This window comes from Vibrio sp. TMPB1044, assembly GCF_030442075.1.
Classification (GTDB): Bacteria; Pseudomonadota; Gammaproteobacteria; order Enterobacterales; family Vibrionaceae; genus Vibrio; species Vibrio satsumensis.
The window spans coordinates 417,735-429,682 of sequence record NZ_JAUJED010000023.1 but is presented as its reverse complement, the minus strand read 5'-3'; the positions used below and the strand labels follow the sequence as shown (position 1 = coordinate 429,682).

Annotated in this window: 14 protein-coding genes and 1 pseudogene; 1 reads left to right on the top strand and 14 read right to left on the bottom strand. The window is 46.7% G+C overall.

The genetic code is table 11. The features are described from left to right. Positions 1-8: 8 nt before the first annotated feature. The 12 genes from traU to QQ041_RS17755 all read right to left on the bottom strand — a co-directional run bounded on the left by traU (position 9) and on the right by QQ041_RS17755 (position 8,916). On the bottom strand, positions 9-980 hold the full coding sequence (gene traU / locus QQ041_RS17810) for a conjugal transfer pilus assembly protein TraU (protein ID WP_230691205.1): 972 nt from the start codon (positions 978-980) through the stop codon (positions 9-11). A gap of 41 nt (positions 981-1,021) precedes the next feature. Further along, positions 1,022-1,747 (bottom strand): type-F conjugative transfer system protein TraW, encoded by a 726-nt coding sequence (traW, locus tag QQ041_RS17805; protein WP_285954654.1) that lies wholly within the window; start codon positions 1,745-1,747, stop codon positions 1,022-1,024. A gap of 4 nt (positions 1,748-1,751) precedes the next feature. Next, positions 1,752-2,099, bottom strand: a complete 348-nt coding sequence (locus QQ041_RS17800) for a TrbI F-type domain-containing protein (protein WP_285954653.1) — start codon at positions 2,097-2,099, stop codon at positions 1,752-1,754. Continuing rightward, positions 2,096-4,639 (bottom strand): type IV secretion system protein TraC, encoded by a 2,544-nt coding sequence (gene traC / locus QQ041_RS17795; RefSeq protein ID WP_285954652.1) that lies wholly within the window; start codon positions 4,637-4,639, stop codon positions 2,096-2,098. The genes QQ041_RS17800 and traC overlap by 4 nt, the downstream gene beginning before the upstream one ends. A 4-nt stretch (positions 4,640-4,643) precedes the next feature. Next, entirely contained in the window at positions 4,644-5,024 is a 381-nt protein-coding gene (gene traV / locus QQ041_RS17790) for a type IV conjugative transfer system lipoprotein TraV (RefSeq protein WP_285954651.1), read from the bottom strand. A gap of 10 nt (positions 5,025-5,034) precedes the next feature. Then, positions 5,035-6,441, bottom strand: a complete 1,407-nt coding sequence (locus QQ041_RS17785; protein WP_285954650.1) for a TraB/VirB10 family protein — start codon at positions 6,439-6,441, stop codon at positions 5,035-5,037. Beyond that, a complete protein-coding gene (gene traK, locus QQ041_RS17780; RefSeq protein ID WP_285954649.1) occupies positions 6,441-7,166 on the bottom strand; it encodes a type-F conjugative transfer system secretin TraK in 726 nt (241 codons plus the stop codon). The genes QQ041_RS17785 and traK overlap by 1 nt, the downstream gene beginning before the upstream one ends. Continuing rightward, positions 7,163-7,435, bottom strand: coding sequence for a TraE/TraK family type IV conjugative transfer system protein (locus tag QQ041_RS17775; RefSeq protein WP_285954676.1), 273 nt, complete (start codon positions 7,433-7,435; stop codon positions 7,163-7,165). The genes traK and QQ041_RS17775 overlap by 4 nt, the downstream gene beginning before the upstream one ends. 47 nt (positions 7,436-7,482) lie before the next feature. Next, entirely contained in the window at positions 7,483-7,722 is a 240-nt protein-coding gene (locus QQ041_RS17770; protein ID WP_285954648.1) for a TraE/TraK family type IV conjugative transfer system protein, read from the bottom strand. After that, entirely contained in the window at positions 7,722-8,027 is a 306-nt protein-coding gene (gene traL / locus QQ041_RS17765) for a type IV conjugative transfer system protein TraL (RefSeq protein WP_016800278.1), read from the bottom strand. The genes QQ041_RS17770 and traL overlap by 1 nt, the downstream gene beginning before the upstream one ends. 41 nt (positions 8,028-8,068) lie before the next feature. Next, positions 8,069-8,371 (bottom strand): type IV conjugative transfer system pilin TraA, encoded by a 303-nt coding sequence (locus QQ041_RS17760; protein ID WP_132960179.1) that lies wholly within the window; start codon positions 8,369-8,371, stop codon positions 8,069-8,071. A 173-nt stretch (positions 8,372-8,544) separates the two neighbouring features. Next, positions 8,545-8,916, bottom strand: coding sequence for a hypothetical protein (locus tag QQ041_RS17755; protein WP_133992019.1), 372 nt, complete (start codon positions 8,914-8,916; stop codon positions 8,545-8,547). Positions 8,917-9,339: 423 nt separating this feature from the next. On the opposite strand from QQ041_RS17755, the gene QQ041_RS17750 reads away from it, so the two are divergent. Continuing rightward, positions 9,340-9,483, top strand: a complete 144-nt coding sequence (locus tag QQ041_RS17750) for a hypothetical protein (RefSeq protein ID WP_285954647.1) — start codon at positions 9,340-9,342, stop codon at positions 9,481-9,483. Between the two features lie 60 nt (positions 9,484-9,543). Here the strand turns inward: QQ041_RS17750 and QQ041_RS17745 are convergent, their stop codons facing one another. Then, the gene (locus tag QQ041_RS17745) at positions 9,544-11,118 is read right to left on the bottom strand and encodes an EAL domain-containing protein (RefSeq protein ID WP_285954646.1); all 1,575 of its coding nucleotides are present in this window, start codon (positions 11,116-11,118) and stop codon (positions 9,544-9,546) included. 178 nt (positions 11,119-11,296) lie between these two features. Then, a pseudogene (locus QQ041_RS17740) lies at positions 11,297-11,948 on the bottom strand (hypothetical protein); the annotation flags it as partial.

Here is an 11,948-nt window from a genome sequence, read left to right as displayed (position 1 = left end):
TCGTTTCCTTATAAAAATACGCAATTACGTTTTCGCCAGTTCACAAAACCAAAGTTTCCTCCAGTTATCGGGTTGTCTTTGCCTTGCTCCCAAAGTGATGACGTTGTGCCGTAGGGATAACAATGAGCGGCATCACCAATCGGCGCCGACAATTGATAGCGATAACGACTTTTCGGTAAGATAGGCTCTGGCCACTGATAACAGACCGCACCATCCTCGCCCCGGGTCTCCCATACAATGCCTTGCCTGTGCATTTTAAAATTAAAACGCTCTAACATTAGAGTGCCAACTTGAGGACCGGTATGAGAATAAGCGCTGTTACCGGTTAATGGGTAGACACTGCCTTGTGAGCCTAAACACCAAAAAAGTGCATCAAAAGGCAAAACGCGCCCCGTGGTGGTCGCCATGGCTTCGGTGATACAAGAGAGCTGCGTGATGGGGTGACCGAATAAAATCGCCTCGGGGTTAAGGATGAACGACATCTCATCATCATCCCAAAAGGGATCAAGTTCGGTGAGGTAGGCCACATCGAAATTATCCGTGGCCATGCAGGCCGCCGACTGCATCAGTTGTAGCCAATAAATCACCGGATATTTGTACCAATGCACGTGATAGAAAGCATTGCCGCTGGTTTTGCTGCTTGAGTCGTGCTGCGAGCCTCCTATTTGTTGGCTATTGTCATTACTCAACTGCATCCCCATGTTGACCATGCAATAAGGGACTCGCGTCACGTCCACTAAGGAATACGGCTCCCAATACCCAATGTTTAAGCCAATTTGCATAAAAATGGGCGGGGGCTTAGGACAATAGGAAATAGGCAGACTTGGATTGGTGGTGTCAGGGTATGTCGAGCTAATGAGAGGCACACTGCCCAGTGTCATAGGAAATAGGCAGTCCCAGCAAATGTCAGACAATGGATTTAAGAAATGCCCCGTGCAAGCGGCGGATTGAGCTTGGGTTTGCCAAGGAAATAGGAACAAACTAAACAGTAATAACCCATGGGTTCTCAAGGTCTTTCTCCTTATTTTATTTCCGTCTCACTCTTGTTCATGGCTGTGGTGAACGGCGTCACATCGATCTCTGTGATTTTCCACCGCGCCCCGTCTTGTTCAATCAGAGAGGGAATGTGTGAGAGTTGAAATTGACGGCTGTAGTGACCTTGTTGGTCAAAATAAATTCGGGCGTCAAACTCCTTGGCGATATCTTCTGGACTGCCGTTGGTGAGGGTCCATTTTATCGGCTTATCTGCGCGGTATTGTTTGGCCCAAGCGCGCTGTCTTGGGTCGTCACCATCAAGAAAGACAATCACATGCGAGTAATCGAATGATTGTTTGGGAATGTCGACTGGCCAAGTGTCAGTATCAAAGGGGTTGATGATGACGCCTTTGGCATAAAGGAGGTTGCCTTGTGCATCTTTGATATCGGTGGTCAGCTTTAATGATGGATCGATGTAAAAGGTGTTGGGTGCGGTGGTGGTGGTCAACCCTTTTACGGGAGTGGGCCTCCGCACGCTATTTTCTACGCTCTCCACAAACTGTTGTTGCATCTTTGCGGTTTCTCCCGTGGCTTCTAAGTATGTCAATCGGTTGTTGATCCATTGCAACATGTCCACTTCTGCAATAGGAAACAGTTCACCTTGACGCCCAAACTGTTGGCCAAGCGCGGTGGGGGCGATGGTCAGTAAAGTGATACTGACCACTTTTAAGAGGGCGGTGGGTGTGAGGGATGAATGACTGGGAACAATCATAAGCTCATGACTCCTTTTTAAGCGCCTCAATAACGTAATGTTGGATCTCAGTGGTTCTATCTGGCGCGCCGCTGATGAGCGCGCCTGGCACGAAGATCACGAGGTGGTGCACTTGCGCGTATTCTTTCAAGAGTCGCCTGAGATCCGTATCAAAGGTCGCCAGTTGCGCGCTGTGCTCTTGATTGTCGAGGTTGGCTTCAATGAGTTGGTCTTGATATTGCGCTAACGTTTGTTCGAGATCGAAGACCACGATTTGAGGCGCCGTATTGAGCTTGATGGCTATCAGGGTGAACATCATTAACGCTATAGCCAACAAGGCATAGATAAGACGTGGGTGACGGATGGATTTCATTTGGCCTCCTTGCCATAGATGAGGGTATTAAAGGTCTCAATTTCCTTTCCGTAAAAATGCTCGGCGGTTTGATTGACTGCTTGCATCAGTGATAGGCCTTGGTTCATTAAGTTTTCACAGTATTCAAACTCATGCGGCTCTGTTGAAAGGCATGCTCGGGTAAAAGGGTCGGCAAACAAGCGATGAAAGGTGGTCACATCCCCGGTTTTTAACATGACAGAGCTGTAACCGGCGATGGAGGACTTTTCAAAGCTCTTGATGACAAACTGCTCATAGGGCGAAAAGTGTGAAGGGTTGTCTTTGATGAATTTTGTCAATCCACTGCCTTGACGCAGAGTGATATGAATATCGGAGTTATTGAACGCGGCGAGCGCTTCGGGTGTGCTGTAAAAATCCTCAATACCTTGCGTCACGGTGCAGAACGATCCCCCAAATTTTCGGGCGGTGCGGTAACCGGTGTTGATGAATTCTTGCGCCTGTGCATTAGAGCCCGCCATCAGAGACCACGCCTCTTCAATGATGCACATCTTCGGCGTGGAACGAGAGCCAGACAGGTACATCTGCTGAGTGATGCTCGACATCAGCGCAAAAATCACCGGACGCATGATGTCCGAGGGAAATCCGTCGAGTTCAATGGTGGTAAAGTGGACATTAGGATCGAGCATGGACGGTTTATTGAAGGTGTCCCCGTAGATCCCCTCTGAGCGGTATTTATTCAGTTGCATGGCGATATCAGAAAGGCGGCGATCACCGCCTTGTTTTTTGGCCGCCGCAAACAGTTCTTCTTGCACATGGTCAACCAACGTCTCGCTTTTGTGTGCCTGCCAAGCCGTAATGATGCAATCCCCGAGGACCGATTTTTCAAAATCCCCCATTTCATGCGTGGGGCAGGCCATGGTCGCAAAGAGTCCGGTGATGGTGTGCAGCGTTTCCTTAAGAGGGTTGACCTGTTCGCCTTTCTCATCGGTATAGTCATCCCCCATAGCAATGCGTTCCAGGTGAGTAAATGGATTGAGGTAAATCTTGTCAGCCGTCATATAGCGGCCGCCAAGCATCAAGGTGAGCTTTTTAAAGCTCTTTCCTTTGTCTAACGCCCAGATTTTACCGTTCATGGCAAAGAGGGTTTCGGCGAGCTTTTGCACAAAAAAGGATTTTCCTGCCCCGGAGCCTCCGGTCAGGGCGATGTTGTAGTTATCTGACCCACAATTAAACGGATTAAACCAAAAGGCTTGTTGGCGCATGGTGGGCAGCATCATGCCGCCACTGAAATTCTTTACGTCCATCACAAGAGGCAAGAGGTTGGCCACATTGCCGGTTTTTACGGTTTGAATACGCCCAGCACGGTCGCAATCGGTCCAAAAACCATCGGTCATCATGAACGGTAAGGTTGTCATGAGCGCTTGGCTTTGCAGCATCGAGACGGTTTGTAAATCAATCCCGCCAGAGCGAAAGGCGTTAATGGCCGTAGTGCGGTGCAGTCGCTCGGATTTTTTGTTGGTGAATAACGTCAGCGTCAGGTGCATGTATGCCATGCTGTTGATGCCATCCGACATTTCATCTCGAATTTGCTCGCGTTCGGCCTGCTCTTTCTTTGCTTGAGGGAAGAAAAATGCCATCGGGGACTTGAGCGTTTTTTCCAGCTCCCCAATGCGTCCGCCATTCTTGGTCGCAAAACTGCCCGATTCTTGATGGCGAAAATTGAGGGTCATGAGGTGTGGACATTGCACATTTTTGGCCACGCTCTTTAAGGACGCAAAACAATCGGGCAACGCGTATAGGCGGAAAGTGCGAGGCGTGCTGCGTAAGCCTAAGGCAATGATCCGCGAGGTCACCGTTTGATGTTGGTGGTTACTAAAGCGAACGTCGGTGTAATGTCGGCGCGTTAAAAACTCGGTATCAGGCGAGAGGGCTTGTTTGTAGAGCAACGCTTCGGGGGCGTATTCAGATTCGCGAGGGGCCGTTTGTGTGGGGTCAAAATTAAGAATGCCTTCGACGTAGTTGATTAAGCCTTCGGGCGTGAGCGGCGTGAGCTCCAGTCCAATTTGGGATAAAGAGGTGGTGAGTGCCTCTTTGCAATCCAACACCTGGTCAACATCGTCCGTACTGGAGACAAACAACCACGCGGTGTAATCTTTGATGTCAAAGTAATGCTTCTGACGATGAAAAAAGCCGTGGTGAGCCGCAAAGTTGGCGTAATCGGCTTCTTGTTTTGCTAATTCACTGCAAATGCCCGTACGAGCGGATTTCAACGCGGCATTTTGCTCAATCAAATGACTCACACGGTTGTGGCCCATCATGGAAACATGGTAATCCCATTTATGGCCAGCCGGTAAATCCATGATGAGACGGTTAAACGCCTCCACCATATCGTCATTCGCCCCCGCTAACACGCTCAATTTGAAGCCAAATCCGACGCCTTTTCTGTTATGAAAGAGGCCGTGCTCCGCATCAAAAGTCCGGTAAGGCAGTTCAGAATGCAGGTGGTTGTATTCACGTTTGGCTTCTTGATAAAACCCTTTTAAATCTTTTGATACGCCCATGGCGTTAATCCTTCTTGATAGCCTGAACAGGGCGACCTGTCCAAGTAGACTCGTCTAACACAATGTAAATATCCATCGTGTCGAGGTAAGTGGTGGTGTCATCCGAAGTAAAAGGAAAAATCACCACCTTCCGAACCGTGTCTTGGGTTCGCACAGGATGGCCTTCACGTGTGCGTCTTGGCAGTAAAACAAAAGGATGGGAAGCCAGAACGTTTGCCTCGATGGCGCGTTGTGAGGTTGGGTGAGTTGAGGTATTTCGAATTTCATCCATACTGGTGCAACCGGGTGTTCCGCCGATTTTTTTGCAGCTGAATTCGTCTTGAAAGCCCGCCGAGCAGCCGGCGAGGGCGCTGATAAGCAGCGCGGTGAAAAGCTTGATAGTCATAAAGCGGACCTTAATTTAATTGTTGGTTAACTTCTGCCGCAAGAGGGTTGAGAGTGATGGTTTCTAAAAGGGTGTCCGGTTTTGCTTGCTCTTTTTCCTGATGATCAACATAGCGTTTGATCGCTTCCTCATCATCGAGAGGGAACCCTTTCGTAAAGACGATATTCACGATGCCCCCTGGATTGATTTCGATGAAGGGGTGATATAACTCGGCTAAGGCAATGTAGTAATCCGAAAGCTTGCTCCCTACTTCTGAGGTGGCATTGCCCAATAAACTTAATCCCACATCTTCGCTGTTGATGCTGGACGTTGAGCCCAGCGCTGAGGTCGAGGTGGTGCTGGCCAATCCCGCTCCCGTCTCTCCCAGTCCGGTTAAGATGCCGGAGATCCCCGCCATTTGGACGATTTTGCCGTTACGTAAAATCGAAGTACCACGGATGCCATTGCGACCAAAGTTAAAGACGGTGCCTTGTACAGGAAGGTCTAAAATGCGACCGTCCCGAATGCAGCTGAGGGTGTGAGTGCGGGCCACGCCACGACTCGAAGAGAGGTCTCCGTACACGCTTCCAATGATGGTGCAGTCTTTGAGGTGGCTCTTTTCTCCATTGGGCAACACGCCTTCATGCACGGTTTGAAACACGATGGGGGCGGTGTCACTTTGGCCGAACGCCCCGGCATTGGCATCCGCGCCACCGGTGATTTTAGCGGTCACAAAGGTGCCCGATGGGACGTAATTGTCAACGGTGCGTTGGTAGGCTGACTCTGAAGAGGCTGTCCAAAAAAAATCAAACGAGTCAAACGCTTGTCCTTGGTCATCAAACGAGGCCTTATCGGCGTTGCTGTATTGAAAGCTCTCTTTTTGCAGATCATGGGTGGCGTAAGAGGGCAAAGGTTTGGGCGGAAGAGGGCGCGAACCAAATGGCGCCGGATCTCCCATGACGGTCAGGTGACTGGCTTCCTTCGAGGCTGACGCTGGGGTTGATGGCAAGGCGACGGTGCGCTGCGCTTCTTGATTATTGCGTATTTCAGCGCGTAAGGTTTCGTTCTCTTTTTTCATTTGTGCGAGCGTATTTTCATTGCTCATTATCAAACGTTCGACGTCTCGATTGAGGTTTTCCATCTTCTCTTTGACGTCTTCAATGTCTTGACCTTGCAAGGTCAAGGCTGAGCGGTTGTCTTTGTCGGTAAAATCATCAGTAATGATTTCCCCAAAATTGGGCGCAGACTCAACGACTTCTTGCGCAATATCAAGCGAGGAACGAGGTTGTTTAAAGGCTTTAAATGCAAAAAAAATCGCGACCAAGAGCGCAATGGCCAACAAGCTGAGGATTTGGTTGCGTTGCTTACTTTGCTTATTGGCATTGACTCCATCCTCTAAGTCCGACTCTCTTAAAAGCCACTGTTTAAATCGTCTCATTAGAGTCCTCCTGTGATGATGTACAGATGGGTGGAGTCACCTGGGCTCAAGGTATAGCGATCAAGCGAGGCACTCCGGCTGGCGTAACTGTAAAATTGCGCCTCAGTAAGGGTGACGGTGTCACTGGATTGATTTTTAACTTGATAAATAAGCCCGGAGAAAGGGCGACCGACAAACAGGGTTTGCGGAATAATGGCCAGTGGTGACGTGTCTTTAGGGAGTGTCTCTGGGTCTATAGGGTGAACGCGAAAACCTGGGATAGGCGTTTTTGAGCGTTGCCAATGTATCATTTGTTTGGTGAGTTGCCCCAAGGCCAAAGGGTATTCGAGGTCTTTTTCAAAGACACTTTTCTCTGCATTCGAGCGAAGAGAAATAAACTCATTGACCACCGCTGGGACGGCTTTAGGGTTGATAAAAAGCGAGAAATTTTGGCCTTTTTCTGTGGTGACGTGCGCGGTGAAAGGCAAGGCGATGTTGAGTTTTACGCTAATCGAGCCTGATTGGTCTCGTTGATTGGCTTTAGCGAGACAAAATCCTCTAGGGCAATGAAGGTTGACTATCTTGTCGTCTTTCACCACTAAACGGTTGGTGTTGACCGAGGATAAGGGCAACACAATGGTGTCATTTTGCTCAAAATAGTAGGTCTTTGCGGCAATCGTATTGGCGTAGCTGAGGATGGGGGAGAATAACAAAGTAGCAACAATAGAAATGATGTGTGTTTTCATAAGGGTACCTCTTGAACGATGCTGTGAAGTTCAATCAAGCCACTTGAGTAGTCGGCCTGGAGTAAATAGGTGACGGGCTCAGGGTCGAGTGCGCGTCCCGCGATAGTTTTGTTGAGCGTGCCTTTGACCCGTATTTTCATTTCATTGAGACTGATAGACAGCGTGTCAACTTCAAAAAAACTGGTGACGTCGTTCTCGATGATAAATTCGGCTTCTCGTATTAACTTGTCTTGTAGGCCGCTCCAGTATTTAGGCGGCACGTACGTAATGAGTAAGTTGAATTGACGTTTAACGTTAGAGGGCGTGACATTAAATTTTAGGTGTATCCACCATCGGCCATCATAGACAGATACGCTTCATCAACCGCATCGCTTGAGATCGTAAACGCTCGGTCGATATGCGGTGGCACTAAGGTGCGCTTTTCCGCTTGTTGTTGGCTTAATAAAGCAAAACTCAACCCAGCGGTTCCTAAAGCGGTGATCAATACCACCGCGGTGAGGACGTAATTGATAAAGCGAGCTGCTTTAAGCGCCTCGCCGTTATGTTCATTGAGCATCAGTAAATCCAATATTTTTTTGTGGCGGGGGGCGTGCGTTTAAAAATGGTTTTATTCGCTGTGTCATCCCCATACCAGTGGATGAAGTGAATGATGAATTTGGGGCCGTGTCGGACTTTTAAGCTGCGAATGGTGAGAAAAAAGCCGATACACACGGCAACCGCGACCAACCGATTGATGTTGAACAACATCAAAAACAACAAGATAGAAGGGAGTATTTCATCGATTGGAAATCCGACTATTTTGACGTCGGTTTGTAAGTAGTTTGGAAAAGCGAAGAGGGTTTGTTTGTCTTGATGGTCCATGGTGAAATAAGGCGAATAGTTTCGCGCTCTCCTTATGTGGTTTATAAGCCTACAAACCCTTTACCGACTTCCCAGAACACCACGCCAACGAAAAAGCCGATGATGCCACCCACCCAGTTCTTTTGCATGATGCCAACGATGATGCCGCCAATCAGGCCTGCCACCAGAATGTAGAACTCGCCAGAAGACCCCGTTCCGACCGTGTTGGTCACGGTATCTTTACCACTGGCAAAAAGGTCATCAGCGTAAGCGGGTGACGCACAGGCAAAGTAGACGGCCATGAGCGTACAAAAGTGACGCCAATACGTAAGAGGAAGGTTGAAGCGTGAGGTTTTATCTTTCATGTGGTTACCTTTAAATGTGAATAAAAGAGGCACGACATCGCACCGCCTTTATCAAAAGGGGTGTCGTGCATCTGGTGGGTTGAAAAATGGATGTTGTTAGTTCCCCATATTTTGGGGAATGCTTTGGGCCGCATGAGTGAAGGTGTTGCCGTTGAGCCCCATGGCTCTTCTGATTACATTAAAGGCAACAAGGAAGCGTTTACATACTTCAAACCGCGATTGCGACTGACGTGTTGTTTCCAATTTTGAGGGGTCATGATCGTATTCTTGAGTTTACGATAATGTTTTTTGCGAGCATTTTTTGATGGTGGTGGCGTGAGTTGACGGACTGATTGGGTTTGTTTTTGAACCGAAACGAAATGAACGCCCTTCCAATAGAAAGGAAAGGGGAGACGGTCAGTAAAAGGTAATAAAGCAGCAAATGCCATGTATTCACGCCCGACCGAGCCCAGTACTTTGAAGCTGACAAAATCCCCTTGTTCAACAAAGCGGTCCAATAAACTCCCCGCCTCATCTTCACGACAATATCCGTATACAATTTGCATTATTTAAACTCCTTTTAAGGACATTGTTTTGCTCTTTTAAAAGAACAAAACAATGGGCTCTCTCTCAAGAGCCGTGCTACAAACTGGCTTGTGTATTCTTGTAGTAGAATACGCACACCCAAAGGGTGTGGTGTCTGGTATTCCCAAGTAACTCTGTTGAACCACTCAACCAGCATGCTTAATTGAGTAGAAAAACAGCCTTGGACGTCGCCCCAGATAAGGCTCCTGAACTTTTTAGGCATATTACGCAGGCCTGCGCCCATCGGCGGCGCTTTTTGCAATAGTGAAGGCAGCCACTCTTACGGTGATGCGGGTGTTGGTATGCAGATGGAATAAAAAGCCGACGAATGTGTTTTTCGACTTTGATTTCAAAGACTGCGATATCAACGTAGTCAGTATGAATCAACATTAATGGGGAAGACAATGTTTGAATACATCGGAAACGCACAATGGACTTGGTGTTCGATAACTCGTGAAAGAACGGGGCCAAAAGGGTTTTCTGAAGAACATGCTCTGATGTTTAAGGCGGGAACGGTCTGCTATCCTGGTTGGGCTCCAATAGGCTAAACCAGGAGTACTAGCAACAACATCTTTTCGTTGTTGATTAAGGCAAGCTTTATGACGTTTTTAGTTGAGCGTCTCACTAACCCGCTCGTGAGTATAACCATGAGCTAAAGCCCAGCGATGGAGATCTTCAATCGGCATAGGTTTGGCGTAATAGTAACCTTGATGTTGAAAGACGCCTCTTAATAAAAGCCCTTTAGCTTCGAGTTTATTTTCAACTCCTTCCGCTACTAGATTGAGCTCTAATTGTTTAGCCATCTCAATATACCCATCGAGAACAGCGGACTTTCCTTCATCAATGGACCGTGTAAACATTTTGTCTATTTTGATAGTGTCAATATCGAAATAATGCAAGTAGGAGTTTCCGCCATAACCGGTACCTGCATCATCAAGGCTTATTTTAAGTCCTAATGTTTTGAGTAAGGCGATACGCTGACTGGCAAACGCTAAATTTTCAATCGGTTGACGTTCTGTTAATTCAAGCGTCAGTTTTGAGTAGTCGTGTTGAAATCGCTTTAAATAGTGGTAAAAATCGTCATTTTGGAGGTGCAGAGGAGTGATGTTGACACTGCAATAAAACTCGGCGTTTTGACTCATCAAAGACGATAAGTCTTGGTAAATGGTTGTAATGAGATTCTCTGTTGTTGGAATGATCTCCCCACTTTGCTCTAGATAATGGATGAACTTGCTTGGTTCTATGACACGGCCGTCAGAGGGAAGCCATCGGAGTAAAGCTTCGACACCGAGCATTTTACCTGTTTGTGCGTCGACGATGGGTTGATAGTAGGGGAAAAACTGGGCGTCTCGAACCGCTTTTTGAAGAGCAATTTCTTTTTTTGCGTGCCAATAGGAAACACATAGCCAAAGAATGGTGAGTGAAATCATGAAGAGTAAAGTGGTAACCGGCCACAAGTTTTGCTTAAACTTCGAGAGCACTCGTGAGGTAGAGACCGAGGATTCAAAGGTAAGAGGCAGATAGTTTGAAGCAACTGAGTTCGAGTACAGGCGATCGGCCTTGGGCAAACTGCCTATTTCAAGGATAGTGTAATTTTCTTTTGGTAAAGATAAGCGAATAGAGCGTTGATGGTCTAAATCATTTTCAAGAAAAAGGTATTCCGTGCGTAATGGGAAGAGGAAACCATATTGTCCATTCGAACCGTATAGATAGGGGGGATGTTTTGGGGCTGTGGAGAGAGAAACAATCGCTAAACGCCACATTTCTCCTTTTAATTGTGTATTGAGTAAGTTCTTAAAATTACGTTGTTCAAATTGCTCAACGCCGAAAGGAGAGCAATAGGTATAGGGTTTCTGCTTATCAAGATTAACGATGGGTATCGACATAAGCAGGTGCGATACATAAAGCTTCTCTAACTGCTCTATAGTGTCAGTGGAGCATTCACCGCTAGCGACGCTGGCTTCAGAAAGAGTGGGTTTTTCAAGGCCATATTTAATCGCAACAGAAACGATTTGATCGAGGTAGTCGACGTCATTCTTAATTTCATTATGAACTTGATAAAGACTGGTGGCTAATGAAGCCAATAAGCTAAACAACAGGGCCAATAACATAACACCAGTCTTATAGACCCATTGAGGGTGGGGACTGAATAAGCGGTTTAACCAAGGGTGTCTTGAGCGCATGCTTAACTCTTTATAATTATAATTCCAATGAATGGTGTTGAGCTGTCAAATGTTATTATGCGGTTTAATTAACGTTAATTTCTATAAAACCTTTCAATTTTAAAGGGTAAAGTCATAAAAGTGGAAAGCTGATCACTTTTTGTTAGGAAGTTTTAATTTTTAGTTTCTAAATCAAGCCTTAAAGAAAACACTGACCGTAATCTTGGGCCGCATTAAACATATGGCTTAAATGTAAGGCTTTCTTTGTTAAAGGGTCGTATTTATGGCAAGCAAAACAGCCCCTATCCTCTTTAGGATGCACTAAAGCAAACCATTGAGGGTTTTGGACATAGGTCTCCATTGTACTGTTTGATAATAACTTCGAACCCCCTATTTCATTTTTCCAAGTGGGAGGTATCTCTCCTTTATTTAAATCACTCTCGTTTGAGACTGTCCAAGATGTACCCACGAGGAAGTAGTTAGACCAAACAGATTTACGTGATTGGTAATAATCTGACATTGTCTCGTTAAGCGCTTTTATATCTTTAGCTACTTCAGTTTTCGTTAAAACACCAACCCCATAGGGTGTTTCTCTACAGACTTGAGTAGGTTTACCAGGGAAGTAAGTATTCACTTTCTGAAAGGACATTGGGTTGAAAAATGTCCATTTACCTGATTTTTCAAAATTTGATAGGTTAGGGACATCAGCACAATCAGGAGCGTTTTCCTTGTGTTCAAATGTGGTCCAAATGAATTCAGGATGATTCCTTGTTTTTCGTACTACATGAATCCCAACCAAGCCCATTAGAACATTACTCCTTACAGCCCCGTCGATCTCAACATCTCTATGG

What these genes read in the sequence shown, in the direction of transcription:
- QQ041_RS17785 (WP_285954650.1), bottom strand. Translation starts at nt 6,441, where the DNA reads ATGAGACGATTTAAACAGTGGCTTTTAAGAGAGTCGGACTTAGAGGAT.
- QQ041_RS17750 (WP_285954647.1), top strand. Translation starts at nt 9,340, where the DNA reads ATGTTTGAATACATCGGAAACGCACAATGGACTTGGTGTTCGATAACT.
- traV (WP_285954651.1), bottom strand. Translation starts at nt 5,024, where the DNA reads ATGACTATCAAGCTTTTCACCGCGCTGCTTATCAGCGCCCTCGCCGGC.
- traW (WP_285954654.1), bottom strand. Translation starts at nt 1,747, where the DNA reads ATGATTGTTCCCAGTCATTCATCCCTCACACCCACCGCCCTCTTAAAA.
- traL (WP_016800278.1), bottom strand. Translation starts at nt 8,027, where the DNA reads ATGGACCATCAAGACAAACAAACCCTCTTCGCTTTTCCAAACTACTTA.
- QQ041_RS17745 (WP_285954646.1), bottom strand. Translation starts at nt 11,118, where the DNA reads ATGCGCTCAAGACACCCTTGGTTAAACCGCTTATTCAGTCCCCACCCT.
- QQ041_RS17760 (WP_132960179.1), bottom strand. Translation starts at nt 8,371, where the DNA reads ATGAAAGATAAAACCTCACGCTTCAACCTTCCTCTTACGTATTGGCGT.
- QQ041_RS17770 (WP_285954648.1), bottom strand. Translation starts at nt 7,722, where the DNA reads ATGCTCAATGAACATAACGGCGAGGCGCTTAAAGCAGCTCGCTTTATC.
- QQ041_RS17755 (WP_133992019.1), bottom strand. Translation starts at nt 8,916, where the DNA reads ATGCAAATTGTATACGGATATTGTCGTGAAGATGAGGCGGGGAGTTTA.
- traC (WP_285954652.1), bottom strand. Translation starts at nt 4,639, where the DNA reads ATGGGCGTATCAAAAGATTTAAAAGGGTTTTATCAAGAAGCCAAACGT.
- QQ041_RS17800 (WP_285954653.1), bottom strand. Translation starts at nt 2,099, where the DNA reads ATGAAATCCATCCGTCACCCACGTCTTATCTATGCCTTGTTGGCTATA.
- traK (WP_285954649.1), bottom strand. Translation starts at nt 7,166, where the DNA reads ATGAAAACACACATCATTTCTATTGTTGCTACTTTGTTATTCTCCCCC.